Source organism: Sphingomonas abietis (genome assembly GCF_027625475.1).
GTDB lineage: Bacteria > Pseudomonadota > Alphaproteobacteria > Sphingomonadales > Sphingomonadaceae > Solisphingomonas > Solisphingomonas abietis.
Genome location: NZ_CP115174.1, coordinates 2,795,900 through 2,818,806, shown reverse-complemented (window position 1 = coordinate 2,818,806; position 22,907 = coordinate 2,795,900). Strand labels below are relative to the sequence as shown.

Sequence of the window (22,907 nt, the reverse complement as noted above, 5' to 3'; positions counted from 1 at the left end):
GGCGATACCGCCGGCTGTCCCGGTCGGTAGGTTTCCCGCTAGGCTCCGATCGTGACGAGTCGGCTGTCGCTTCGATGACAGCCGGTGGGGGGCGTGGCGTCCGTTGACCCGCACCACGCGACTGCCTACCTCCGCCGGACCATGCATGCGCTGACCCTTCTAGACATCATCGTCCTGCTCTTCGTCGGGGGTGGCGCCCTTCTCGGTGTGCTGCGCGGCTTCGTTACCGAGGTGCTGTCGCTATTTGCCTGGGTGGCGACCGTGATCGCGTTGAAGCTGTTCTACACGCCGGCTGCCTTGGTCATCGGATCATGGATGCATATGAGGGCTGGAGCTTCGCTGCTCGCCTTCGTGCTGGTGTTCGCGATCGTCTTCTTCGGCGGCCGGATGGTGGCGCAGCGGATCGGGCGGCGCACGCGCGATTCGATCCTCGGCCCGATCGATCGCACGCTGGGGCTGGGATTTGGCGCGCTGAAGGGGCTGATCGGCGTCACCCTGCTCTTCATGTTCGGCAACCTCGTCTATGATATCGGCTATGGCGGGGCATCGCCCCGCCCGGAATGGGTGCGCGAGGCGCGCAGCATCGCGCTGCTCCAGGCCAGCCGCCACGCGATCGATGACATGATCGCCAAGCGACGCGGCGAACATGCGGACGTGGAGAATGTCAGCGGGCCGACCAATTAAAGGGCATCGGGCCGAGCTTCTGCGATGCTGAAGGGGTGACGGCGCGGCAACGCTCGCCTATCTCTCGGCCCATGTCGGCTGCCCTCTACAATCCCACGATATTGCGGCTTGCCGCGTCCATTCCCCATGACGTCCGGCTTGCCGACGCGGAAGGGTCATCCGAGAAGCGCTCGGCGGTGTGCGGTAGCCGGGTGACGGTGGATGTCATGCTCGATGAACGGGGCCGGGTCTCGGCGATCGGGCAGGAGGTGCGCGCCTGCGCATTGGGCCAGGCCTCGGCCGCGCTGATGGGGGCGCATGCCATCGGCCGGTCGGTGGAGGAAATCGATGCCGCGCGCGATGCCGTGACAGGCTTCCTCGCCGGAGAGCGTGACGATCCGGGCGACTGGCCGGGCCTCGATATCTTCCTGCCGGCGCGCGATTATCCGGCACGGCATCCGTCGATCCGTCTTGCCTTCGAGGCCGTGGCCGATGCGGCCCGCACCGCGCTCGCGCGACGGCAGGCGGCGGCATGACGCCGACCGACAATCTGCTGCGCGATGGCGTGATCATGCTCGGCGCAGCGGTGCCCGCCGTGCTGCTGTTCCGGCGCTTCGGCCTGGGCGCGGTGCTCGGTTATCTCGTCGCCGGTATGGTGATCGGGCCGCAGATGCTCGATCTGGTCGGCGACGCGCAGGGCAAGATGGGGATCGCCGAGATCGGCATCACGCTGCTGCTGTTCCTCGTCGGGCTGGAGCTCAATCCGCGAAGATTGTGGGATCTCAAGCGCGAGATCTTCGGCTTCGGCACGGCCCAGGTGGTGGTGGCGGGTCTGGCGATCACGGTCGTGATCTGGGGGCTGGCCGGCTTCACGCCCAAGGCCGCGCTGGCGATCGGCCTGCCGCTGGCGCTGTCGTCCACCGCCCAGGTGCTGCCGCTGCTGCGCTCGCAGGGGCGCCTCCATACCCAGTTCGGTGAACGCGCTTTCTCGATCCTGCTGTTCCAGGATCTCTCGATCGTCCCGCTGATCACGATCATCGCTGCGCTGAGCCGCGCTCCTGCCGACGTCCACGCGCCGCCGGGCTGGCTGCTGGGGCTCTACACGGTTGGGGCGATCATCGCACTGGTGCTGGCCGGTCGCTACGTGCTGACGCCGGTGCTCAAGCTGATCGGCAATCTCGGCGAGCGCGAGATGTTCGTGGCGACCGGCCTGTTCACCGTGCTGGCCGCATCCGCGCTGATGGAATGGCTGCACCTTTCGACCGCGCTCGGTGCGTTCGTGGCGGGCGTGATGCTGGCCGACTCGCCCTACCGGCATGAGCTGGAGGCGGATGTCGAGCCGTTCCGCTCGATCCTGCTCGGGCTGTTCTTCCTCACCGTCGGAATGCTGCTCGATCTGACCGCGATCGCGACGCGCCCCCTGTTCGTGCTCGGTATCGCCGCCGCGCTGATCGTGGTGAAGACGGGCGTGCTCTATGGCATCGCGCGGCTGGCGAAGATGGAGAGCCGCTCCGCCTTCGCGCTCGGGCTGCTGCTGAGCCAGGGCGGCGAATTCGGCTTCGTGCTGTTCGGGCAGGCGCAGTCCGCCTATCTGATCGCCCCCGAAGCGGCGAGCCTGATGTCGGCGGTGGTGACGCTGTCGATGGCGACGACGCCGTTCCTGATGTCGCTCGCCCGGCGTTTCGGCGGCGAGGAGGCGGGTGCCAAGTTGCGCGGCATCGCCGGGCCGGAAGAGGCCGAGCAGGCGAGCGCGATCGTGGTCGGCTATGGCCGTTTCGGCCAGACCGTCACCCAGATGCTGTTCGCCCACGGCATGTCGCTCACCATCGTCGATCTCGACAGCGAGATCATCGACATCGGCGACCGCATGGAGATCAAGATCTATTATGGCGATGGCACCCGCATCGATCTGCTGCGGCAGGCGGGAGCGGACGAGGCCGAGATGATCTGCTTCTGCATCGATGGCGAGCAGCCGAACGTCGAGGTCATCGAGGCTATCCAGGCTGCTTTCCCGCATGCACGCCTGCTGATCCGTGTGTTCGATCGGCGCGGCGTGCTGGCGCTCAAGAAGGTCGGTCTGGCCAAGTCCGGGGTGCGTGAGGTATTTGAAAGCGCGATCAAGATGGGGCGGATGGCGCTCGATGCGATGGGCGTCGATGCCGAGGAGATCCATCGCATCGAAGAGGATTATCGCGAGCGCGATCTGCGCCGCCTGCGCGCCCAGCATGAGGCGGGTGAACTCCGCGTCACCTCCGCACTCGGCCTGATGTACCGACCGGGGCATGCCACCGACAGCCTAGAAGAAAGCGCCAAGGCGTGAGCGTGGGGGCAGACCCTCATGAGAGGCGCACGCTCGGTGTGCTGGCGAGCTTGTCCGGCGCGGTGGCGGTGGTGGCCGGTGCCTATGGCGCGCATGGCGCGAGCGGGGTGGCCGCCGAATGGCTCAAGACGGGATCGCATTATCAGTTGATCCACGCGGTGGCGGCACTGGTGGCGATCGGCCGGCCGGCCGGGCGCTTGGCCGGCTGGTGCTTCATCGGCGGTGGCGGGCTGTTCGCGGCGACGCTCTACGCGATGGCCTTCGGCGCGCCCCACTGGCTCGGCGCCGTCACCCCGCTGGGCGGCATGGGACTGATCATCGGCTGGCTGGCGCTGGCCGTGGGGGCTGGGCGTTCCCGCTAGGTCCGTCGTCGCCCGATCAGGCGATGGTGCCGGTCCGTTCGTCGTCCAGGAAGCGGGCGACCTCGGCGAGATCGACATTCTTGTCGAGGAAGGTCTGCCCGATCCCGCGGGCCAACAGGAAGGGCAGCTTTCCGCCCGCCATCTTCTTGTCGTGGAGCATGTGTGCGACGAGGGCGTCGCCTGTCGTATCGACACCGGCAGCCGCCAGCGTCGTCGGCAGGCCGACCATCGCGAGATGGCGCGAAACCCGTGCCGCATCGCCGGGCGGGCATAATCCGATACGGGCCGAGTAGCGGAAGGCCAGCGCCATGCCGCAGGCCACGCCCTCGCCATGAAGCAGGCGCTCGCCGAAGCCGGTCTCGGCTTCCAGGGCGTGGCCGAAGGTGTGGCCGAGGTTGAGCAGCGCGCGCACGCCGCCCGTCTCGCGTTCGTCGGCGGCGACGATGCGGGCCTTGGCGGCGATGCTGGTGGCAATCGCGTGGGTACGCGCCGTCGGGTCGCCGGCGAGCAGGGCGGCGGCATTCGCCTCGCACCAGTCGAAGAAGGCAGGATCGTCGATCAGTCCATATTTCGCCACCTCGGCATAGCCGGCGGCGACCTGCCGAGCGGGCAGTGTGTCGAGCGTGTCGGGATCGATCAGGACGTGGGAGGGCTGGTGGAACGCCCCGATCAGATTCTTGCCGGCGCGGGTGTTGATCGCGGTCTTGCCGCCGACCGACGAATCGACCTGGGCGAGCAGGGTGGTCGGCACCTGGACGAAGCCGCAGCCCCGCTTGAGGATCGCGCAGGCGAAGCCGACCAGATCGCCGATCACGCCGCCGCCGAGCGCGATCACATTGTCGGAGCGCTCGATGCCGAGACCGAGCAGCCGATCGCACAGCATTTCAAGCTGGGGCCAGCTCTTGGTGGGTTCGCCGGGCGGCAGGATAATCGGCTCGACCAGCAGGCCGGCGGCTTCGAGCGACGCCCGCAGGATCGGAAGCTGGGCTGCGGCGACATTCTCGTCCGTCACCACCACGAATCGCCCGCGCGGGGCATATCCGGCCAGTCGCATGCCGGCCTGTGCCATGGCGCCGGCCTCGATCGAAACCTCGTAGCTGCGATCACCGAGGGACACGGGAACGATGGTCATAGCGCGAGCGCCTTCAGGATCGAATCCACGGTCGCGTCATGCGGCAGCGGTTCGGAACGGATATGGACGGGAGCAAGCGCGTAGATCGGGTTGCGCTTGGCCGAAAGCTCGATCAGCGCCTCCCTCGGATCGCGGTCGCGCAGCAAGGGACGGTCGTCGCGCCGGCTGACCCGCTCGACCAGGACGTCGATATCGGCATCCAGCCATATGGCGGTGGCGCGCGCGAGGATGAGAGCGCGGGTGTCGTCGTTCATGAACGCACCGCCGCCGGTGGCGATGACCTTGGGATGACCGTCGATCAGCCGGGCGATCACCCGGCGTTCGCCGTCCCGGAAGCCCTCCTCGCCGAAACGCGCGAAAATGTCGGGGATGGAGAGGCCGGCGGCCTGCTCGATTTCGCGGTCTGCATCGATGAACGGCAGGTGCAAACGCGTCGCGAGCCGGCGGCCGACGGTGGATTTTCCGACGCCCATCAGCCCCACCAGCACAAGGGGCCGGCGTTTCGGCAGCGACGCTGAGGCGGGGCGTTGCGGGGGCGGGGTTTGCGGCATGGCGCCGGGGCTATACACAGGGCTACGGGATGGGGCAAAAGCCGGCTCCTTCGCTTGTGCCTTCTTTTTCTTTTTGCGCCGGGAAACACATGTCGCGTGCCAGCATCACTCTGATCGTTATCGTCGCCCTGATCGTCGCCGGCCTCGTCTGGCTGTCCCGGCGTAACGTCAATGTGACGCCGCATCATATCGAGACGGTGGTGACGCTGAACGGCGCCGCGGATGCGTCGGCGCACTAAGGCGGCGGCCGGCCTGCTGGCCGGTGCCGCTCTGCTGGCTGTCGCGATTCCCGCGGCGTTCGGGCAGTCGCCGCAGTCGCTGCTGCCGCCCGGCTTCGGCTCCGCGCCGAAGGCGCAGCCGGCCGCGCCGACGCCACCGGCCCCGCCGGTCCCGTCGCCTGCCAGGTCTCCGGCTCCGTCCGGCGACGAGGGCGATGACGTGCAGGAACTGCCGACGCTGTCGCTTGCGCCGCCGACGCAGGACCAGGCCGATGCCGCCGACGTACAGGCCGACGCGGACAAGGCCACCGCTGCGGCGAAGGCCGCGGCCGCGCTGCTGCGTGAGCAGGACATTCCGGAATTCGCGCGCCGGTCGACCGATCATATCGGCTTCCTCAGCCCAACGGTGACCGGCATCCCGCAGGATGGCTTCGGCAACACGGCGGGTCGCTATCTCAAGACGCTGATGGCGCGGATGGATGCCCCGATCGCGTCGCGCTGGGTATCGATGCTGCTGCGGCGCGTGCTGACCACCGATATCGAGACGCCGGGCGGGGTGAATGCCTCCGACTGGGTGGCGGAACGCGCTTTGCTGCTCACGCGCATGGGTGAGGCCGACGCGGCGCGGCTGCTGGTCCAGCGCGTCGATCCCGACAAGGCGACACCACGTTATTATGACGCAGTGCTCGAAGCGGCGATGGCGACCGCCGATCCCGGTGCGCTGTGCCCGGTCGCGGAACCGGCCGACGGCGCCTTGCAGAGCGCGACCTGGCCGCTGGCCCGTGCGATGTGCGCCGGGCTTCAGAATGAGGGCGGAACGGCCAGCGCGCTGATCGATCGCGCGCGATCGCTGCCGAACGCGGCGAGCGGTATCGATCTGGCGCTGGCCGAGCGGGTCGTCGGTTCCGGCACCAGCGCGCGACGTGCCCCCGACGTGCAATGGACCAGCGTCAATAGCATGACCAGCTGGCGCTTCGGCCTCGGCAGCGCGCTGGGCATGACGATTCCCGATTATCTGCTCGATCAGGGCGGGCTGGCGATGCAGGGCTGGCGGGCGCGCGCGCCGATGCTGCCGGTCGCGAGCCGGCTCAAGGCGATGCGGGTCGCCGCGACGTTGGGGGTGATGTCGTCGGCCGATCTGGTCGATGCGCTGTCGCAGGTCGCGGAAAGCGGCGATCCCTATGCGATGGACGACACGCCTGCCGGTCGATTGCGCAAGGCTTATGCCGCGCAGGACGAATCGGATCGCGTCGCCGCACTGCGGGCGCTGTGGGCGAATCCCGAAGACGAGCGCGATCAATATGCCTCGCGCATCCTCACCGCGCGTGCGGCGGCGCGGATCAACCCATCATCCGATTATGCGGCGGATGCGTCCGCGCTGATCGGGGCGATGCTGTCGGCCGGGTGCGACATCCAGGCGCAGCGCTGGGCCGACGTCGTGCGCGGCGCCAAGGGAACGGCCGGCGACGAGGCCTGGGCGCTGATGGCGGTCGGCGCGCCGCGGCTGATGGTCGATGTCGATACGGATCGCGTTGCGGATTTCGGATCGGGCGGTCGCGGATCGGCGTTGCTGCGCGCGCAATTCCTCTATGTCGGTCTGGCGGCGCTCGGGCGCATCCCGCCCCGCGATGCCGAGGCGCTGGCGCAGAAGCTCCATGTGAACATGGGCGATCGCAACGCATGGACGCAGGCGATCGATCAGGCGGCCGCCAAGCGCGAACCGGCGACGGTGGCGCTGCTGGCGGCGGTGGGGATGCAGACCACGGACTGGAGCCAGGTGTCGCCCGTATTCCTCTATCACATCATCGCGGCGCTGCGGGCCGTCGGCTTCGAGCCGGAGGCGCGGATGGTGGCGGCCGAAGCCCTGATGCGGACATGAGGCCGGGCGCGGCGTTCGCGCAGGGCGAGGACGCACGCGCCATCGAGCGCTTCCTGGAGGCGTTGGCTGCCGAAGCCGGGGCTTCGCGCAACACGCTGCTGGCTTATGGGACGGATCTGCGTAGCGCCTCGGCCGTGTTGGAGGGAGCGCTCGGCACTGCCGGCCCTGACCAACTCGGCAGGCTGGGCGAGCAATGGTCGGGTTTGGCCCGGGCGACGATCGCACGGAAATCGGCTGCACTGCGCCGTTTCTATCGCTTCCTGATGGATGAAGGCGAGCGGGCGGACGATCCGTCGGTCGCACTGCCGCGCGGACAGGTGCGACGTCCGCTGCCCCGGATTTTGAGTCATGCCGATGTCGACCGGCTGTTCGCGGTACTGGAAAAACGGGTGGCCGATCCTGGCAGGCCCGAGGATTTGCGCGCCGCCGCGCTGGTCGAACTGCTCTACGGATCGGGGCTTCGCGCGACCGAGCTGGTCTCGCTGCCGCGGGCGGCGATCCGTTCGGGCCAGCCCTTCCTGATCCTCAAGGGCAAGGGCGGGCGCGAACGGCTGGCGCCGATCTCGGAGCGTGCGCTGGCGGCAGTGGAGGCGTGGCGGGCGCTGGTGCCGGCGGGGCAGCCATGGCTCTTTCCCTCCGGCAAGGCGTATCTCAGCCGCGTAAGGCTCTATCAGCTGATTCGTGCGCTCGGCGCCGAGGCCGGCATCCCGCCCGATCGGATCAGCCCGCATGTCCTGCGCCACGCCTTCGCCACGCATCTGCTGGAAGGCGGTGCCGATCTGCGCGCCCTGCAGACCATGCTCGGTCATGCCGATATCGCGACGACGCAAATCTATACCCATGTCGATAATCGCAGGCTGATCGCGCTGGTGAACGAGCGCCATCCGCTGGCGGATGGCAGCGCGGCCGAATCGGCGTCCGTTGACGACCCGGAGCAGGCGGCCTAATCGCTCGATCCATGATGTTTCTCGATTTCGAAAAGCCGATCGCCGAACTGCGCACCCGCGTGGCGGAGCTGCGTGACACCGCCGATTCGGGCTCGCTCGATATCGAGCAGGAGGTGCAGAAGCTGGAGGCCAAGGCCGACAAGATGCTGCGGGATACCTATGCCAAGCTGACGCCGTGGCAGAAGACCCAGGTCGCGCGGCATCCGCAGCGCCCGCATCTCAAGGATTATATCGCCGGTTTCGTCGACGATTTCATGCCGCTCGCTGGCGACCGCGCCTTTTCCGACGATCAGGCGATCATCGGCGGCTTCGGCCAGATCGGCGGGCGCCGGGTGATGGTGATCGGCCATGAGAAGGGCGAGGATACCGCGACCCGGCTCAAGCATAATTTCGGCATGGCCAAGCCCGAAGGCTATCGCAAGGCGATCCGGCTGCTCGAACTGGCCGATCGCTTCGGGCTGCCGGTGGTGACATTGGTCGACACCTCGGGAGCCTTTCCCGGCGTGCAGGCTGAAGAACGCGGGCAGGCGGAAGCGATTGCGCGCTCCACCGAGGCCTGTCTGGCGCTCGGCGTGCCGATGGTATCGGCCGTGGTGGGCGAGGGCGGCTCCGGCGGTGCGATCGCGCTGGCGGCGGCGAACCGCGTCTTGATGTTCGAACATGCGGTGTATTCGGTGATCTCGCCCGAAGGCTGCGCCTCGATCCTGTGGCGCACGGCCGAGAAGGCCGCCGATGCCGCCGATGCGATGAAGATCACCGCGCAGGATCTGGAAAAGCTCGGCGTCGTCGATCGGATCGTGCCGGAACCGGTGGGCGGTGCGCATCGCGATCGGGCGGCGGCGGTCGCAGCACTCGGCGTAGCGCTCGGCGAAGAGCTGGATGCGCTTGCGCCTCTATCGGCGGCCGAAGTTCGGCAGCGCCGCCGGGACAAGTTCCTCTCCATCGGCTGAGCCGGCCGGCCTTCGCGAAGGCTGCTTGCGCGCCATCTGTGCGCCTCTGCTCAAACGAAAAGAGCCGGCGGGAATGTCCCGCCGGCTCTTCTGTTGCGACGATCAGCCGTTATCAGCCGGTCGAAGCCATGTTCGTCGACACCTTGTTGAAGGTGTTCTTCAGATTCGAGCCGAGCGCGCTCATCGCGGAAATCGCGGCGACGGCGATCAGAGCGGCGATCAGGCCGTACTCGATGGCGGTGGCACCCTTGTTGTTCTTCAGAAGCTTGCGCATGAAATTTCTCCTACGTCTCGTCCGTAACACTACCCGGCTTCGCCCTTCGGCTTGGCAAGGAGCGATGTACGTCGAAGGGGGTTGCCAAATGTTTAAATCCCAGCCGAAGAACTTATCGTAAACAATGGGTTAAGCATCTGTTGAGGAGAGGACATCGTTTTTGACGTGATTGATCGTGCCGGTGACATGGACGGCGAGAGACTGGACCGCGACCAGCATGACGACGAAGATCAGCGCGAGAATGAGCCCATATTCAATGAGCGTCCCTCCGCGTTCATCGCGTACAAAATCGCGGATTTTCCGCACACATGTCCCCTGTTATCCTCACGTCCCTATTTCCCGAATATTCGTTTAGGCTTAAGGAAGATTTACGCCCATGGAACCATGTTTCGGGTTATTACTGGTTTCGGCGGCGGCCTTGATCGATGCGGACGGACGCGTGCTGGTCCAGCAGCGTTCGCAGGGAGCGCTGGCGGGACTATGGGAGTTTCCAGGCGGCAAGATCGAGCCTGGCGAGACGCCGGCCGGGGCGCTGGTCCGCGAACTGCATGAGGAACTGGGCATCGATGTGGAGGCGGCATGTCTTGCGCCTGCCGCCTTTGCCAGCGAGCCGCTCGGCGCACGCCATCTTCTCCTGCTGCTCCATGTCTGCCGCAAGTGGCAGGGAATCCCGCAACCTCTGGAGGCGTCGGCGCTGCGGTGGGTGAGGCCGGTCGAACTCCATGCGCTCGACATGCCGGCACCGGACAGGCCGCTGATTGGGCTGCTCGAGGCGCTGGTCTAGGGTCTATCCCTTGGTCTTCAGCGCGCTGGCCAGCGAGGCCACCGCGCTGCCACGCCGGGCCGGCTTGGGTTGCGAGGCGTCGGGAGCCCATCCGATCAGGTAGACAATCTCGAACGTCTCGGTGACGCGCCCATCCTCGTCGGCTTCGGACAGGAAGGCGCCATGCGCGGCGGCAGCCTGCATCCGGCCGAGCGGCTGGCGGTCGCCGGCCAACACGCCGCCCTGCGCGCCGAAACGGAGATCGGCCAGCAGCCCGTCGAGGCCGCGATAACGCGCGTCGAGCGCTTCGCCGTCCGACACCGGCAGCGCGAAGCCGGCTCGCGCCAGCAGGTCGCCGGCCGAACGCACGTCGATCTGCGGATGGATGCGCGGCGCTACCCCGCCGCCGCCCGCGAAATCGGCCTGGAGCATCGCGGCGCGCAGGCGCGGCAGGCTGCCGGCGCCGAGGAAGCCGGCCATGAACAGCCCGTCCGGCCGCAGCACGCGGCGGGCGAGCAGCAGCGCGCCGGGGACGTCATTGACGCTATCCAGCACGCCCGCCGAGATCACCAGATCGAACGCGCCATCGGCGAAGGGCAAGCGGTCTTCGTCGCACTGGACACCGCTGGCCGCCCTGGCCGCTCCAAAGCCGGCATCGGCAATGACCACCCACAGCCCCTTGGCGCGGAGGGCCTCGCCGATCCGGCCATCGCCGGCGCCGATCACCAGCGCACGCGTGAAGGTCCGGTCGATCGCTTCCAGGCGGGCGAGCAACTCGTCGGCGATGTGATGGGTCAGGAATCCATGATCCTCGAAACGCGCGAGGGCGCGATCGCGGCGGGCGCGGCGGCGGCGGCGATCGAACGGCTCGGGAGGGGAGGATGCCATGGCGAGGCTTGTGCCGTGCCGCCTGCCGACGGACAAGCAGAACATGGCTTCCTCCGCTGCCCGACTGCTGCGCATCGTCTGCTCGACGACGCTCGATGTCATCTTGCCGCCGCGCTGCCCCGGCTGCGGCCTGATCGTGGACGGCGATCATCGCTTTTGCGTCGATTGCTGGCAGAAGCTCGAATTTCTGGGCAGCCCCGCCTGTATGCGTTGTGCCGTGCCCCTTCCGCACGATCTCGGCGTCGATGCGATGTGCGGCGCATGCCATGCCGATCCGCCCGCATTTGATCGCGCCGCGGCCGCCGTCGCTTATGGCGAGGTCGCGCGAACGGTCGCCTTGCGGTTGAAATATGGTGGTCGGCCGGGTGTCGCGCGGATGATGGCGAAGCAGATGGCGCGGCTCGTCGGTGAGGTTCCTCCGGACACTCTGGTCGTGCCGGTGCCGCTGCATCGCTGGCGGCTATGGTCGCGGGGTTATAATCAGGCACTGCTGATCGCGCGGGGCGTCGCCGACCGGGCGGGGCTGGAGTGCGCCCCGGATCTGTTGATCCGGGCAAGGGCGACGCCGGTGCTGCGTGGCCTCGGCCGGAAGGATCGTGCCAAGGCGGTGGCGGGGGTCTTTGCAATGTCCATTGCCGGCAAGCGGGCGGTGAAGGGGCGGGCTGTGCTGCTGGTCGATGACGTCTATACCAGCGGTGCCACCGCCGGGGCCTGCGCCAAGGTGCTGCGACGGGCCGGCGCGGCCGAGATACGGCTGCTCTGCTGGGCGCGCGTCCTGCGCGACGATGAGGCGCAGCGTTGACAATCCGGCCTGCCATCCACAGGTCTCTGGAAACGAAAGGATCACGCATCATGGCCAAAATCGAGATGTATACCAAGATGGGCTGCCCCTATTGCTCGCGGGCGCGGCAGCTGCTGGCGTCCAAGGGCGCCGCCTATGAGGAGATCGACATCACCATGGGTGGCCCGAAGCGGCAGGAGATGCTGGAGCGCGCACCGGGGCACACCACCGTTCCCTCGATCTTCATCGACGGCCAGCATGTCGGCGGGTCGGACGATATCGCCGCGCTCGACGCGAAGGGCGAGTTGGATCGGCTGCTGGCCGCCTGACGATCATGCGGATCGCCGTCCTCCAGATGACCAGCGGGATCGATCCCGCCGCCAATGCCCGCACGCTCGTGTCCGCGATGGACGAAGCGGCCGCGGGGGGTGCCGCGATCCTGTTCACGCCGGAGATGAGCGGTCTGCTGGATCGCGATCGCCGGCGCGGGGCGGCGTCGATCGTCGGCGAGGCGGACGATGTCGTGCTCGCGGCGGCCCGCGCGGCGGCGGCGCGGCTCGGGCTGTGGGTGCAACTCGGTTCGCTGGCGCTGCGGCCGGGCGGTGACGAGACCCGCTACGTCAATCGCGGCTTCCTGATCGACGCCGGCGGCGACATCCGCACCCGCTACGACAAGCTCCATCTGTTCGACGTCGATCTCGCGACCGGCGAGAGCTGGCGTGAATCCGCGGCCTATGCGCCGGGGGCCGGCGCGGTGGTGGCGGAGACGCCGGCAGGGAAGCTGGGTTTCTCGATCTGCTACGATATGCGTTTTCCCGATCTTTATCGCGCGCTCAGCAATGCCGGTGCCGAGATTCTCGCCGTGCCGGCTGCGTTCACGGTGCCGACCGGTCAGGCGCATTGGCATGTGCTGTTGCGGGCTCGCGCGATCGAGGCGGGATGCTTCGTGATCGCCGCCGCGCAGGTGGGCGAGCATGAGGATGGCCGTCTGACTTATGGCCACTCGCTGGTGATCGATCCGTGGGGCGAGGTCTTGCTCGACATGGACGAGGCGACCGGCGTCGGCTTCGCCGAGATCGACCTCGATCGCCTCCGCGACGTGCGCGCGCGGATTCCGGCACTGAAGCATCGCCGGCCGATCCCCGACGTGGCGCAGGCATGATCGTCTTCGATCTCGCTTGCTCGTCCGGTCATGTGTTCGAGGCGTGGTTCGGTAGCCAGGCCGACTATGACGATCAACACGCGCGCCACCTGGTCTCCTGCCCGATCTGCGGGGACGGGGATGTGGGCAAGGCGCCGATGGCGCCGCGCATTTCGACGGGCGGCAAAGGCGCGCCGGATGCGAGGGCCGTGATGCAGGCGATGATGATGGCACAGGCGAAGATGCTCGCCGGCTCCGAGGATGTCGGCTCCCGATTCGCCGCCGAAGCACGGGCCATCCATGTCGGTGATGCCGAGAATAGGGTGATCCACGGCCAGGCCACGCCGACCGAAGCGAAGATGTTGGTCGAAGAGGGCGTGCCGGTCGCGCCGCTGCCCTTTCCGGTGCGCGATCCGGCGCGGGACAATTGACCGGGAACAGAGCCTCGCCTAACGCTCCGCATCGGAACGGTTCCGTAGCTCAGCCGGATAGAGCGCCACTTTCCTAAAGTGGGCGTCGGGGGTTCGAGTCCCTCCGGGACCACCAATCATCTTACCGCCCATCGATCGAATTGGCTGGTCGAAGGGCGATGGTGGCGAGGCTGTCGGTCTCGACAAGAGGAGTAGCCGCTGATGACCATCGATTTCGGACAGCCCGCGACCTTGATCGACCTGGACGGCACCGCGCCGCTGATCGGCACGCTCGGCGATTGCGCGAAGCATTTCCGGATGCTGACGCCCGCCGCCCGGGCTGATGCCCGGGTGCTGCTCAGCCAGCCCACGGCACGTGCCGGCCGCAGGACGCGGACCTGGGTGCTCAATCCGGACGAGATCGACCGGCTGGCGGGGCATCTCGCGGGCGAGTTCCTGCGGGACGAATAGACCGTCGGCCGCCGGACGACGTCGATCGGTGCCTTTTCGATAAATTCGAACGATTGATCCTGATTTATGGCGGTGGCTGCGATGCCCGTGCGCCGCTAGGTCTTCTGCCGAGTTCAGCGCCGCCGTCTGGCGCCGCTTTCGGGAGAACGATTATGGCGAAGGTTCTGGTCCTCTATCATTCCGCTTACGGGCATATCGAGCAGATGGCCGAAGCCATGGCGGAAGGCGTGCGGGCCGGCGGTGCCGAGGCGGTGATCCGTCGGGTGCCCGAAACCGTGCCGGAAGAGGTCGCCAAGGCGTCCTACTTCAAGCTCGACCAGAAGGCCGAGATCGCGACCGTCGCGGAGCTCGAGGATTATGATGCGATCATCATCGGCGTCGGCACCCGTTTCGGGCGTATGCCCTCGCAGATGGCGACCTTCCTCGATCAGGCCGGCGGCCTGTGGGCACGCGGCGCGCTCAACGGCAAGGTCGGCGCGGCCTTCGTCTCGACTGCCAGCCAGCATGGCGGGCAGGAGACCACGCTGTTCTCGGTCATCACCAACCTGCTGCATTTCGGCCTCACCATCGTCGGCCTACCCTACAGCTTCCAGGGTCAGCTCAAGGTCGACGAAGTGACCGGCGGATCGCCTTATGGCGCCACCACGATCGCGGCAGGCGATGGTTCGCGCCAGCCGAGCGCCACCGAACTCGACGGCGCCCGCCACCAGGGCGAGCTGGTCGCGAAGACGGCGATCAAGATCTTCGGCTAAGTTCCTGTAGCGTTCGCGTAAAGGGCGGCGATCCTTCGGGATCGCTGCCCTTTTTTGCTTGAAGAGCGGTGTTGCCGTCCCCACAGCAACCGGATGACGCAACACCCCGAGGATGGCGATCTGGTCGCCGAAACCCCCAAACTGCCGGTGCCGGACGATGTGGCGGAGGCGATCCGCACGCTGATCCGCTGGGCCGGCGATGATCCCTCGCGCGAAGGCCTGCTCGATACCCCCAAGCGGGTGGCGCGCGCATGGAAGGAATATTGCTCGGGCTATGGCAATGATCCCGGCTACCATCTGTCCCGGACGTTCGAGGAGGTGGGCGGTTACGACGATGTCGTGCTGCTGAAGGACATCCCGTTTCAGTCGCATTGCGAGCATCATATGGCGCCGATCATCGGCAAGGCCTCGATCGCCTATCTGCCCAAGGACCGCGTGGTCGGCATCTCCAAGCTGGCGCGCGTGCTCCAGGGGTTCGCGCGCAGGCTCCAGGTGCAGGAGCGGCTGACCGCGCAGGTCGCCGACTGCATCTGGGACAAGCTCCAGCCGGCCGGCGTCGCGGTGGTGATCGAGGCAAGCCACGCCTGCATGACCGCGCGCGGGGTGCGGACGCCCGGCGTCGGCATGGTGACCAGCCGGATGCTCGGCGTATTCCGCGACGATGAGCGCAGCCGCCAGGAAGTGCTCAGCCTGATGGGCTATTGAGCGGCTGGGCACCGGCCCGTTTTTGAGGCGGCGTGCCGCCTGTCGCACCGGGGCATAGGTCGCGCGCCGGCTGGAACCGACGCCGTAGCGCGGCGCCCCTCGCGACGGCCGCGCTCATGGTGGTGACGGGACATCGGCGCGGGGTGGGGCGATGGCGCCGAGCAGGCCTGGGCGGCGAGCCTCCCGCCCCGGTTGCTTGATCCCGGTGGCGGCAATGGTGGCCCGCCGATCAGCGGCGAAAGCGACGGGATGGACCTGCCGTGACGCGACCCCCTGTGCGGGGCGGTCTTTCCTGCCTATCTGATAGGCATGGCCGATAACGACAGCGTCTTCTCCGCATATCATCACTGGCAGGGCGGCCCGATGGCGATCGCCACGGTTCTCTCGACCTGGGGGTCCGCACCGCGCCCGCGCGGCAGCCACATGCTCGTCCACGCCGATGGGCGGCTGGAGGGATCGGTGTCGGGGGGCTGTGTCGAGGGCGAGGTGCTGGCCGTCGCGGCGGAGGTGATCGCGAGCGGTCGGCCGCAACGCCATCGCTATGGCGTGACCGCCGATTCGGCTTGGCAAGTCGGGTTGCCATGTGGCGGCGATATCGAGGTGCTGGTCCAGCCTGTGGGCGAGGCTGGTTTCCCGCCGGCGCTGTTCGATGCGATTGAGACGGCTCGGGCAGAGGGGCGATCGCTGCCGGTGCGAACCGATCTCGCCAGTGGCGCGAGCATGATCGGCGAAGCACCCGATGGCGATGCCTTCGTCAACCGCTACCCGCCGCCGCGCCGGCTACTGATCGTGGGAGCGGTCCAGATCGCCCAGTCGTTGGTGGGGATCGCGCGAACATTGGGCATCCGGCCGGTGGTGATCGATCCGCGTGCCCGCTTCCTGACCGCCGAGCGTTTCCCCGATGTCGATCTGGACGATCGTTGGCCGGATGAGGCGATCGCGGCGTTCCGCCCGGATCCGGCGACGGCGGTGGTGACGCTCAGCCATGACATCAAGATCGATGATCCCGCCCTGTTCGCGGCCTTGTCCGCGCCGACCGGCTATGTCGCGGCTTTGGGCTCGCGGCGCAGCCATGCGGCACGGCGCGAGCGGCTGGCGGCGCTGGGCGTGGCGGCAGCCGATCTCGATCGCATCGATGGGCCGGCCGGCATCGATATCGGCGCGATCGGTGCTGCCGAGATCGCATTGTCGGTGGCGGCTGGAATGGTGTCGGCGCTGGCGCGGGCATCGGAATGATCGCGGCGAACCGGGTTGCGCTGGTGTTGCTCGCGGCAGGGCAATCGACGCGCTTCGGTTCGGCGGACAAGCTGACGGCCCTGCTCGACGCTGTACCGCTCGGTCTTCAGGTCGCACGCCGCCTTGCTCCACTCCGCTTTGTGCAAAGGGTCGCAGTGATCGCGGCGGGATCGCCGGATTATCGGGGGCTGGGCTTCGAGATCGTCGTCAACGACGAGCCTGCGCTGGGCCAAGCGCGATCGATCCGGCTCGGGGTCGAGGCGGTGGGCGAGGCCGTCGATGCCGCCCTGATCCTGCTGGCCGACATGCCCCGCGTCACCGCAAGCCATATCGAGGCGTTGCTGGCGCGCTATGAAGAGGGGGCCGACATCGTCGCGTCCAGCAATGGCGGCATCGCCATGCCGCCGGCCTTGTTCGGCCGCGTTCATTTCGAATCATTATGCATCCTGGCCGGGGACAAAGGCGCGCGTGCCTTGCTCGATCGGGCGACGCTGATCTCAGGGCCGCCGGCCATGCTGATGGACGTGGACACGCAGGCGGACCTTGCGGAGGCGCGGCGGCTATCTTCCTGATCGGTTCGTCGGCGGGCAGACGGGGCAACCGAGGCTGCCCCATCCGCTCGGTCGTCAGGCGAAGTGGAGGCTGTCGGCGACCACCTTGTTGACGATCCGGCCGCCCTGCACGTTCAGGCCTTCCTTGAGGCCCGGATTGGTGTCGAACGCCGCGGCGCCGTCCTTGGCCAGCGCGAGGCCGTAAGGCAGCGTCGCATTGTTGAGCGCGTGGCTCGACGTCAGCGGCACCGCGCCGGGCATGTTGGCCACGCAATAATGGATGATGCCGTCGACCTCGTAGGTGGGATCGGCATGGGTGGTCGCATGGCTCGTCTCGAAGCATCCGCCCTGGTCGATGGCGACGTCGACCAGCACCGCGCGCGGCTTCATCAGGCCGAGCATGGCGCGGGTGACGAGCTTGGGGGCGGATGCGCCCGGCACCAGCACCGCGCCGATCACCACGTCGGCGGCGGAGATTTCCTCCTCGATCGAGGCGATGGTCGAGACGCGGGTGCGGACCCGGCCGGCGAACAGCTCGTCGAGCTGGCGCAGGCGCGGGATCGAGCGATCGACGATCGACACCTCGGCGCCGAGGCCGACCGCCATGCGCGCCGCATGGGTGCCGACGACGCCGCCGCCGAGCACGACCACGCGTGCAGCCGGTACGCCCGGCACGCCGCCGAGCAGCAGGCCGCGCCCGCCGGAGACCGCTTTGAGCGCTGTGCCGGCCGCCTCGATCGACAGCCGCCCGGCGACTTCGCTCATCGGCGCGAGCAATGGGAGCCCGCCCAGCGCATCGGTGACGGTCTCATAGGCGACGGCGGTGCAGCCCGATGCCATCAGACCCTTGGCCTGCTCCGGATCGGGGGCGAGGTGGAGATAGGTGAACAGGATTTGGTCGGGGCGCAGCTGCACCCATTCGGAGGGTTGCGGCTCCTTGACCTTCACCACCACGGCGGCACGGGCGAACACGTCGGCGGCGGTGGCGACGATCTCGGCGCCGGCGGCGCGGTAGACATCATCGGAGGCACCGATGCCGGCACCCGCGCCGGTCTCCACGATCACGCTATGCCCGTGGGCGACATATTCGCGGATCGCCCCCGGCGTCAGCCCGACGCGATACTCGTGATTCTTGATCTCCTTGGGAACGCCGACGAGCATGAGGTGCCTCCTTGTTGAGTGCAGAGCAGGTTGGATTGCGAGCAGGATATGTCAAAATTCGCGCTGTTTCTCGGCGAAAGCAGGTGCAGATTTTTGTGGTGTCGCCATTATGCATCGTAGATGGCGGTTTTCATGAAGGAATCCGAACCGTCGCTCGATCCGCTGGATTGGCAATTGCTGGCCGAACTGTCGCGCAACGGGCGCATCACCCAGAATGCGCTGGGCGAGGCCATCGGCCGTTCGCCGACCGCGATCGCGCGCCGGCAGGCGGCGATGGAGGAAAGCGGGGTCATCGCCGGCTATGAGGCGAAGCTTGATCTGCGGCGGCTGGGCCACGGCACGATCGTCCACATCAAGATCGCATTGGGCAGCCAGCGGGCCGAGGCGTTGCAGGCGTTCGAGGAGGCGGTGAGCGCCTGCCCCTCGGTGGTCCGGTGCGATCTGATGTCGGGAACCGATGATTATCTGGTGACGGTGCTGGCGCGATCGCTCGATCATTTCGCCGAGATCCACCGGATCGAGCTTTCGCATCTGCCGGGCGTGGTGCGGATGGAATCGGGGTTCGTGCTGAAGCAGGTGGTCAAGCCACGGCTGCCGCCGTCGCTGATCCCCTGAGCGGGCTTTGCCTCGCTATCCAGTAACATCGTCCGTGTGGACGTCGAAGCGGGTGAGCAAAGCGGGGCCGAAGTGGGTGGTCAGCGCGGCATCGGTGGCATCCCGACCGCGCGCCATCAGGATGCGACCGATGCGCGGGCGGTTGTGGCGGGCATCGAACGTGTACCAGCGGCCGCCGAGATACACTTCGAACCAGGCCGAAAAGTCCATCGGCGCGTCGATCGGCGGGATGCCGATGTCGCCGAGATAGCCGGTGCAGTAGCGCGCCGGAATATTGACGCAGCGGCACAATGTGATCGCGAGATGGGCGAAATCGCGGCAGACGCCCTGGCGCTCCTGATAGGCATCCCACGCCGTCTTGTTCGATCGGGCGTGATGGTAGCCGAACGCGATATGATGGTGGGTGAAGTCCACGATCGCCTGCACCCGCGCCCAGCCGGGCTGCGTGTTGCCGAACAGCGACCATGCGGTGGCCAGCAGCCGGTCGGTCTCGCAGTAGCGGCTGGCGAGGAGATATTGCAGCACCTCGTCCGGCAGATCCTCAATGGCCATCTGCGGCGCATCCGGCACCACGATGTCGGGCTCGCCGCTATCCTCGACCAGGATATCGCAGGAGAGAGCGATCCCGCCTGCGGGAATCGTCATCCGGGTACACAGATTTCCGAAGCCATCGAGGAAATCATAGAGCGGCACGTCGGGCGATGCGGTGATGCGATGCGTCGTCCGCAGATCGCGCTGCCGCGATGGATGGACGCTGAGCAGCGCCAGCACCGGCACCGGACCATCGGCTTCGAATCGGATGTCGTAGCCGGCGCGGATCAGCATCGGGCAGGGCCTTCGTGATGGAGTGCGAGTCATGAGGGGGCGAAAAACACGACGCGTCCGGGGGGTCGGCGGAAAACGAGCGGCTTGGCCGGGAAGAGCCCCGGCCGTCATCGTCACAAACCCGCAGAGGCGCTCCCCGTTCCTGCCGATCGGCGATCGTGGCGCGCCGCGACAGGCCATCCCGTGCTCGCTCACGACGAGATCGAACTCTTCTAGGGGCGACACACGGAGGACAGGCTTCGTTTCCCGGGGGCTGCGCCGCAGATGGCGGCTTTCGGGCGGTCCTTGCCGAAGGTCAGGCGTCGTCCTGATCGCGTTGCCGCACATCCTTGAAGTCCGCCGGTATAAAGGAAAGCCACAGCCGGGATATCACGACCTGACCGAACAGCCCTTGCCCCATCGTCGCCAGCGCAACCCCCGCGCTCGCGAGCAGAAAGGTCGTCAGGGCGAGCATGTAGACGCGGGCGGGCTCGTGCCCGGCATGACCCATCCCCGCTGACACCAGAGCGTGTCCGCTGGCCCAGGCGGCAGCGAGGACGACCAAGCCGGCAAGATGCGGAATCAGCCGCAGGGCGCGGGAATCGAACCGTTTCACCATGGCCTCGTTGGGATGGTTTCCAGCCGTTCGTCTGGACCCGATGGCCGTAAGGGTTCGAGGGGCCGATCCGCCGATCCGCATAAGGATCGCGTAGCGGCGATAGCGGACGGGGCTGGCGGATCAGGCCGGCAGAAAGGAATCCAGCATCGCCTCTGCCACCCGGCGCAGCGATGCGGCCGGCCCGCGGGCGCAGGACGTATGGCGGCTGGCCCGCGCGCCCTCGAACAGCAACAGCAGGCCGTCCGTCAGCAGGTCAGGCTGGTCCACCGGCAGGCGTTCGACGATATGGAGCAGTCTTGCCCGCATCGCGATCTTGTATCGCAGCGCGAGCCGCCGGGCCGGATGGTCGCCATCGGGAAATTCCACGGCGGCATTGGTGATCGGGCAGCCCCGATAGAGTGGGTTCGTCGCCTGTTCGGCGATTCCCGCAATGATCGCCCGGAGCTGACCGAGCGGGTCGTCGGGCAGGCGCGCCTCGAGATCATCGAGCCAGGCCAGGCTGTGGTCGAAGCGTTCCTCAAGCGTCCTGACGATCAGATCGTCCTTGGAACCGAAGCTGCGATACAGGCTGGGCTTGGTGACGCCGGCCTGGTTGACGATCTCCTCGACGCCGACGGCGCGGATGCCGCGCTGGTAGAAAAGGCGCTTCGCGGTTTTGGAAACACGTTGCGCCGCACAATCTTTGCGATCCCGCGTTTCAGCAATACTGGGTTCACCCGTCACGTCGCATTTCCCCGGTCGTCGCGCTTGACAGCGTGTTACCGATCGGTACGCGGGTCAAGAGCGACGGCATGGTCCGTCTGGCGACGGATAGAATCTTTTGGACGAGGACGAGGAGGCACATATGGCGTATCGGGCATCCGTCCGCGACGACATCGAGCCCGATGCGCTTTCGGCGGTCGAGATCGAGCCGTTTCGTCTCAAATCGGTCGAGCCGGCCGAGTTCAGCGCGCTCGAAGAGCAGGTGATGGCACTCGCGCGCACCGACAGCCTTGGCAGCATCGAGGCGCCGGGCAGGGTGGAGCGCCTGTTCACGCGGTTGTTCGGGCTGAACAAGGAGCAGCGCGCGCTTGCCGATCCCCGGCTGGAGGCACTGCGCCGCGCCTTCGTCGTGGCGCGCCATCGTCATCATCTTCCCGATGTCCAGACCGGCGAATTGCGTGAAGCCGGCTTCAGCATCGGCCAGATCCGCGTGATCGAATTGCGGGCGATCGCTCTCTAATTCTCCCTAATCGAATCGATAGGGCACCACCTCGCGCCGTTCCGGATCGACCCGCAGCGCCCGGCCGGACGGCGGGAAGGCGCGCTGATCGCAATCCTCGCGCGGGCAGATGCGGCAGGAGATGCCGATCGGCGTGGCGGAATCGGCGCGGTCTAGGTCGAGATGGTCGGCATAGACGAAATCGGCCGCCTCGCCGATCTCGCAGCCCAACGCCACCGCATAGCGGCGCGGCAGGCGATCATAGCTGCCGCTCTCCTTCACCAGCCCCTTGGCGATCGCGACGTAGCGCGTGCCTTCGGGCATCTCGGCGAGCTGGGTGAGGATGCGATCGGGAATCGCCACCGCCTCGTGCATGATCCACAGCGGGCAGGCGCCGCCGAAGCGCGCGAATTGCAGGCGGGTGGCGGAATGGCGCTTGGTGATGTTACCCGCCATGTCGACCCGGCAGAAGAAGAAGGCCAGCCCGCGCGCATCGGGACGCTGGAGGGTCGAGAGGCGATGGCAGGCCTGCTCGAAGCTCACCCCGAAACGGCGGCGCAGGCGATCGATATCGTGGCGGAGCCGGCGCGCCTCGCCGCGGAACGCCTCATAGGGCATCAGGATCGCGCCCGCGGCATAATTGGCGAGGCCGATGCCGAGCAGCCGGCTCGCCTCGATCGAGGGCATGGTGGCGCGGGCGAGGATCTGGCCGATCTCGTCCGCCAATTCGATCCGGGCCAATTGGTGGGCCAGCTGGAAAGCGCGGCTTTCGGCGACCTGTGCCGGATCGAGGGTGAGGATGCGGTGTGCCGGATCATAAGCGCGCAGCGGCGACGAATCGCCGGTCTGCGCGCGCAGCTCGATGCGGTGCCGATCGCGCAGCCGCTCGGCCAGCGCCTCGACGCCAGGCTGGAGGCTGTTGCCGATAGTCTCTGCGGCCACGTCGATCAGGTCGACATAATTGCCGGCATCGTGAAACCAGTCCCGCACTTCGTCCCAGGGCAGTCGCCCGCCCGCCGCCGTGCCGGTGTCATACGCGTCATCGAGCCGCTGCAATTGGTCCTCGGCGCGGCGCCAGGCGGCGTGCAGTGCCACGAAGCGGCGGGCGAGCGCGGGCTGCTGCTCGATGGCACGGGCCAGCGCCTCGGGCTCGGGGGGCGGCTCGGGCAGAAGGGGCTCTGCGGCGGCTTCCGCCAGCCCTGCCAGCAAGCGGGCGCCCTCATCCTCATCGACGCCGGTCCAGTCCGACGGGAAGGCCGCAGCCAGCGCCAGCGATACGGCCGCGGTGAGCGGACGACCATCGGTCTCGATCTGAGAGAGGTAGCTGATCGAGATGCCGAGCCGTTGCGCCATCGCCGATTGGCTGATCCGCAACCGCCCGCGCAATTCGCGAACGCGCGCTCCGGCATAAAGAGGGCGAAGGGAACGGGGCATCGTCTCCGCATATTTTACAAATCGAGTGTTCGCAACTTTACAAAACCACATTTGCCTCCCGTCGCGCGACCGGGCAGTG

General features: G+C 67.5%; 30 protein-coding genes and 1 tRNA gene. 21 read left to right on the top strand and 10 right to left on the bottom strand.

Annotated features, from left to right (window positions below; genetic code table 11):
- Positions 1 to 141: 141 nt before the first annotated feature.
- The 4 genes from PBT88_RS13420 to PBT88_RS13405 all read left to right on the top strand — a co-directional run bounded on the left by PBT88_RS13420 (position 142) and on the right by PBT88_RS13405 (position 3,345).
- The gene (locus tag PBT88_RS13420) at positions 142 to 684 is read left to right on the top strand and encodes a CvpA family protein (RefSeq protein ID WP_270075843.1); all 543 of its coding nucleotides are present in this window, start codon (positions 142 to 144) and stop codon (positions 682 to 684) included.
- A gap of 71 nt (positions 685 to 755) precedes the next feature.
- Complete coding sequence (locus PBT88_RS13415) at positions 756 to 1,199, top strand: iron-sulfur cluster assembly scaffold protein (protein ID WP_270075842.1); 444 nt, start codon at positions 756 to 758, stop codon at positions 1,197 to 1,199.
- Positions 1,196 to 2,983, top strand: a complete 1,788-nt coding sequence (locus tag PBT88_RS13410) for a cation:proton antiporter domain-containing protein (RefSeq protein WP_270075841.1) — start codon at positions 1,196 to 1,198, stop codon at positions 2,981 to 2,983. The genes PBT88_RS13415 and PBT88_RS13410 overlap by 4 nt, the downstream gene beginning before the upstream one ends.
- Entirely contained in the window at positions 2,980 to 3,345 is a 366-nt protein-coding gene (locus PBT88_RS13405; protein ID WP_270075840.1) for a DUF423 domain-containing protein, read from the top strand. Before PBT88_RS13410 ends, PBT88_RS13405 begins: the two co-directional genes overlap by 4 nt.
- A 16-nt stretch (positions 3,346 to 3,361) precedes the next feature.
- On the opposite strand, the gene aroB is transcribed toward PBT88_RS13405, so the two are convergent.
- Both aroB and PBT88_RS13395 read right to left on the bottom strand, forming a co-directional pair.
- A complete protein-coding gene (gene aroB, locus PBT88_RS13400) occupies positions 3,362 to 4,477 on the bottom strand; it encodes a 3-dehydroquinate synthase (protein ID WP_270075839.1) in 1,116 nt (371 codons plus the stop codon).
- Positions 4,474 to 5,028 (bottom strand): shikimate kinase, encoded by a 555-nt coding sequence (locus PBT88_RS13395; protein WP_270075838.1) that lies wholly within the window; start codon positions 5,026 to 5,028, stop codon positions 4,474 to 4,476. Before PBT88_RS13395 ends, aroB begins: the two co-directional genes overlap by 4 nt.
- A gap of 89 nt (positions 5,029 to 5,117) precedes the next feature.
- On the opposite strand from PBT88_RS13395, the gene PBT88_RS13390 reads away from it, so the two are divergent.
- From PBT88_RS13390 to PBT88_RS13375, 4 genes are read left to right on the top strand one after another with little or no spacing between them, the layout of a single operon-like run.
- The gene (locus PBT88_RS13390; RefSeq protein ID WP_270075837.1) at positions 5,118 to 5,267 is read left to right on the top strand and encodes a hypothetical protein; all 150 of its coding nucleotides are present in this window, start codon (positions 5,118 to 5,120) and stop codon (positions 5,265 to 5,267) included.
- Positions 5,251 to 7,125, top strand: coding sequence for a hypothetical protein (locus PBT88_RS13385; protein ID WP_270075836.1), 1,875 nt, complete (start codon positions 5,251 to 5,253; stop codon positions 7,123 to 7,125). The genes PBT88_RS13390 and PBT88_RS13385 overlap by 17 nt, the downstream gene beginning before the upstream one ends.
- Positions 7,122 to 8,072: a tyrosine-type recombinase/integrase gene (locus PBT88_RS13380; RefSeq protein WP_270075835.1), complete on the top strand. Its 951-nt coding sequence runs from the start codon at positions 7,122 to 7,124 to the stop codon at positions 8,070 to 8,072. The genes PBT88_RS13385 and PBT88_RS13380 overlap by 4 nt, the downstream gene beginning before the upstream one ends.
- Before the next feature lie 11 nt (positions 8,073 to 8,083).
- A complete protein-coding gene (locus PBT88_RS13375; protein WP_270075834.1) occupies positions 8,084 to 9,022 on the top strand; it encodes an acetyl-CoA carboxylase carboxyltransferase subunit alpha in 939 nt (312 codons plus the stop codon).
- 112 nt (positions 9,023 to 9,134) lie between these two features.
- Here PBT88_RS13375 and PBT88_RS13370 read toward each other — a convergent pair whose 3' ends face one another.
- Positions 9,135 to 9,296, bottom strand: a complete 162-nt coding sequence (locus PBT88_RS13370; protein WP_270075833.1) for a Flp family type IVb pilin — start codon at positions 9,294 to 9,296, stop codon at positions 9,135 to 9,137.
- 129 nt (positions 9,297 to 9,425) lie between these two features.
- Positions 9,426 to 9,602, bottom strand: coding sequence for a Flp family type IVb pilin (locus tag PBT88_RS13365; protein WP_270075832.1), 177 nt, complete (start codon positions 9,600 to 9,602; stop codon positions 9,426 to 9,428).
- Between the two features lie 70 nt (positions 9,603 to 9,672).
- On the opposite strand from PBT88_RS13365, the gene PBT88_RS13360 reads away from it, so the two are divergent.
- On the top strand, positions 9,673 to 10,080 hold the full coding sequence (locus PBT88_RS13360) for a (deoxy)nucleoside triphosphate pyrophosphohydrolase (protein WP_270075831.1): 408 nt from the start codon (positions 9,673 to 9,675) through the stop codon (positions 10,078 to 10,080).
- A gap of 3 nt (positions 10,081 to 10,083) precedes the next feature.
- Here PBT88_RS13360 and PBT88_RS13355 read toward each other — a convergent pair whose 3' ends face one another.
- Complete coding sequence (locus tag PBT88_RS13355) at positions 10,084 to 10,947, bottom strand: class I SAM-dependent methyltransferase (RefSeq protein ID WP_270075830.1); 864 nt, start codon at positions 10,945 to 10,947, stop codon at positions 10,084 to 10,086.
- Positions 10,948 to 10,990: 43 nt separating this feature from the next.
- Between PBT88_RS13355 and PBT88_RS13350 the strand changes: the two genes are divergently transcribed.
- The 10 genes from PBT88_RS13350 to PBT88_RS13305 all read left to right on the top strand — a co-directional run bounded on the left by PBT88_RS13350 (position 10,991) and on the right by PBT88_RS13305 (position 17,015).
- The gene (locus PBT88_RS13350; protein ID WP_270079257.1) at positions 10,991 to 11,749 is read left to right on the top strand and encodes a ComF family protein; all 759 of its coding nucleotides are present in this window, start codon (positions 10,991 to 10,993) and stop codon (positions 11,747 to 11,749) included.
- Between the two features lie 50 nt (positions 11,750 to 11,799).
- A complete protein-coding gene (grxC, locus tag PBT88_RS13345; protein WP_270075829.1) occupies positions 11,800 to 12,057 on the top strand; it encodes a glutaredoxin 3 in 258 nt (85 codons plus the stop codon).
- A 5-nt stretch (positions 12,058 to 12,062) separates the two neighbouring features.
- The gene (locus PBT88_RS13340) at positions 12,063 to 12,890 is read left to right on the top strand and encodes a carbon-nitrogen hydrolase family protein (protein WP_270075828.1); all 828 of its coding nucleotides are present in this window, start codon (positions 12,063 to 12,065) and stop codon (positions 12,888 to 12,890) included.
- Positions 12,887 to 13,300: a DUF1178 family protein gene (locus tag PBT88_RS13335; protein ID WP_270075827.1), complete on the top strand. Its 414-nt coding sequence runs from the start codon at positions 12,887 to 12,889 to the stop codon at positions 13,298 to 13,300. The genes PBT88_RS13340 and PBT88_RS13335 overlap by 4 nt, the downstream gene beginning before the upstream one ends.
- 38 nt (positions 13,301 to 13,338) lie before the next feature.
- Positions 13,339 to 13,415, top strand: a tRNA-Arg gene (locus tag PBT88_RS13330).
- Positions 13,416 to 13,501: 86 nt separating this feature from the next.
- Positions 13,502 to 13,750: a hypothetical protein gene (locus PBT88_RS13325; protein ID WP_270075826.1), complete on the top strand. Its 249-nt coding sequence runs from the start codon at positions 13,502 to 13,504 to the stop codon at positions 13,748 to 13,750.
- Positions 13,751 to 13,902: 152 nt separating this feature from the next.
- Entirely contained in the window at positions 13,903 to 14,502 is a 600-nt protein-coding gene (wrbA, locus tag PBT88_RS13320; RefSeq protein ID WP_270075825.1) for an NAD(P)H:quinone oxidoreductase, read from the top strand.
- 93 nt (positions 14,503 to 14,595) lie between these two features.
- Positions 14,596 to 15,207, top strand: coding sequence for a GTP cyclohydrolase I FolE (gene folE, locus PBT88_RS13315; protein ID WP_270075824.1), 612 nt, complete (start codon positions 14,596 to 14,598; stop codon positions 15,205 to 15,207).
- Between the two features lie 309 nt (positions 15,208 to 15,516).
- Positions 15,517 to 16,443 carry an XdhC family protein gene (locus PBT88_RS13310; RefSeq protein WP_270075823.1) on the top strand — a complete coding sequence of 309 codons (927 nt, stop codon included), beginning with the start codon at positions 15,517 to 15,519 and terminating at the stop codon, positions 16,441 to 16,443.
- Complete coding sequence (locus tag PBT88_RS13305; protein ID WP_270075822.1) at positions 16,440 to 17,015, top strand: nucleotidyltransferase family protein; 576 nt, start codon at positions 16,440 to 16,442, stop codon at positions 17,013 to 17,015. The genes PBT88_RS13310 and PBT88_RS13305 overlap by 4 nt, the downstream gene beginning before the upstream one ends.
- A 54-nt stretch (positions 17,016 to 17,069) precedes the next feature.
- Here PBT88_RS13305 and ald read toward each other — a convergent pair whose 3' ends face one another.
- Positions 17,070 to 18,155 carry an alanine dehydrogenase gene (gene ald, locus PBT88_RS13300; RefSeq protein ID WP_270075821.1) on the bottom strand — a complete coding sequence of 362 codons (1,086 nt, stop codon included), beginning with the start codon at positions 18,153 to 18,155 and terminating at the stop codon, positions 17,070 to 17,072.
- A 132-nt stretch (positions 18,156 to 18,287) separates the two neighbouring features.
- Here ald and PBT88_RS13295 point away from each other — a divergent pair, with 132 nt between their 5' ends.
- A complete protein-coding gene (locus PBT88_RS13295) occupies positions 18,288 to 18,770 on the top strand; it encodes an Lrp/AsnC family transcriptional regulator (protein WP_270075820.1) in 483 nt (160 codons plus the stop codon).
- A gap of 15 nt (positions 18,771 to 18,785) precedes the next feature.
- Here the strand turns inward: PBT88_RS13295 and PBT88_RS13290 are convergent, their stop codons facing one another.
- From PBT88_RS13290 to PBT88_RS13280, 3 genes are all read right to left on the bottom strand, one after another.
- Positions 18,786 to 19,595, bottom strand: a complete 810-nt coding sequence (locus PBT88_RS13290; RefSeq protein ID WP_270075819.1) for a transglutaminase-like domain-containing protein — start codon at positions 19,593 to 19,595, stop codon at positions 18,786 to 18,788.
- 295 nt (positions 19,596 to 19,890) lie between these two features.
- Positions 19,891 to 20,193, bottom strand: coding sequence for a hypothetical protein (locus tag PBT88_RS13285; protein WP_270075818.1), 303 nt, complete (start codon positions 20,191 to 20,193; stop codon positions 19,891 to 19,893).
- Between the two features lie 120 nt (positions 20,194 to 20,313).
- Positions 20,314 to 20,916, bottom strand: a complete 603-nt coding sequence (locus PBT88_RS13280; RefSeq protein ID WP_270075817.1) for a TetR/AcrR family transcriptional regulator — start codon at positions 20,914 to 20,916, stop codon at positions 20,314 to 20,316.
- A 121-nt stretch (positions 20,917 to 21,037) separates the two neighbouring features.
- Between PBT88_RS13280 and PBT88_RS13275 the strand changes: the two genes are divergently transcribed.
- Positions 21,038 to 21,415, top strand: coding sequence for a hypothetical protein (locus PBT88_RS13275; protein WP_270075816.1), 378 nt, complete (start codon positions 21,038 to 21,040; stop codon positions 21,413 to 21,415).
- Between the two features lie 6 nt (positions 21,416 to 21,421).
- Here the strand turns inward: PBT88_RS13275 and PBT88_RS13270 are convergent, their stop codons facing one another.
- Entirely contained in the window at positions 21,422 to 22,828 is a 1,407-nt protein-coding gene (locus PBT88_RS13270; RefSeq protein ID WP_270075815.1) for a helix-turn-helix domain-containing protein, read from the bottom strand.
- Between the last annotated feature and the right edge of the window lie 79 nt (positions 22,829 to 22,907).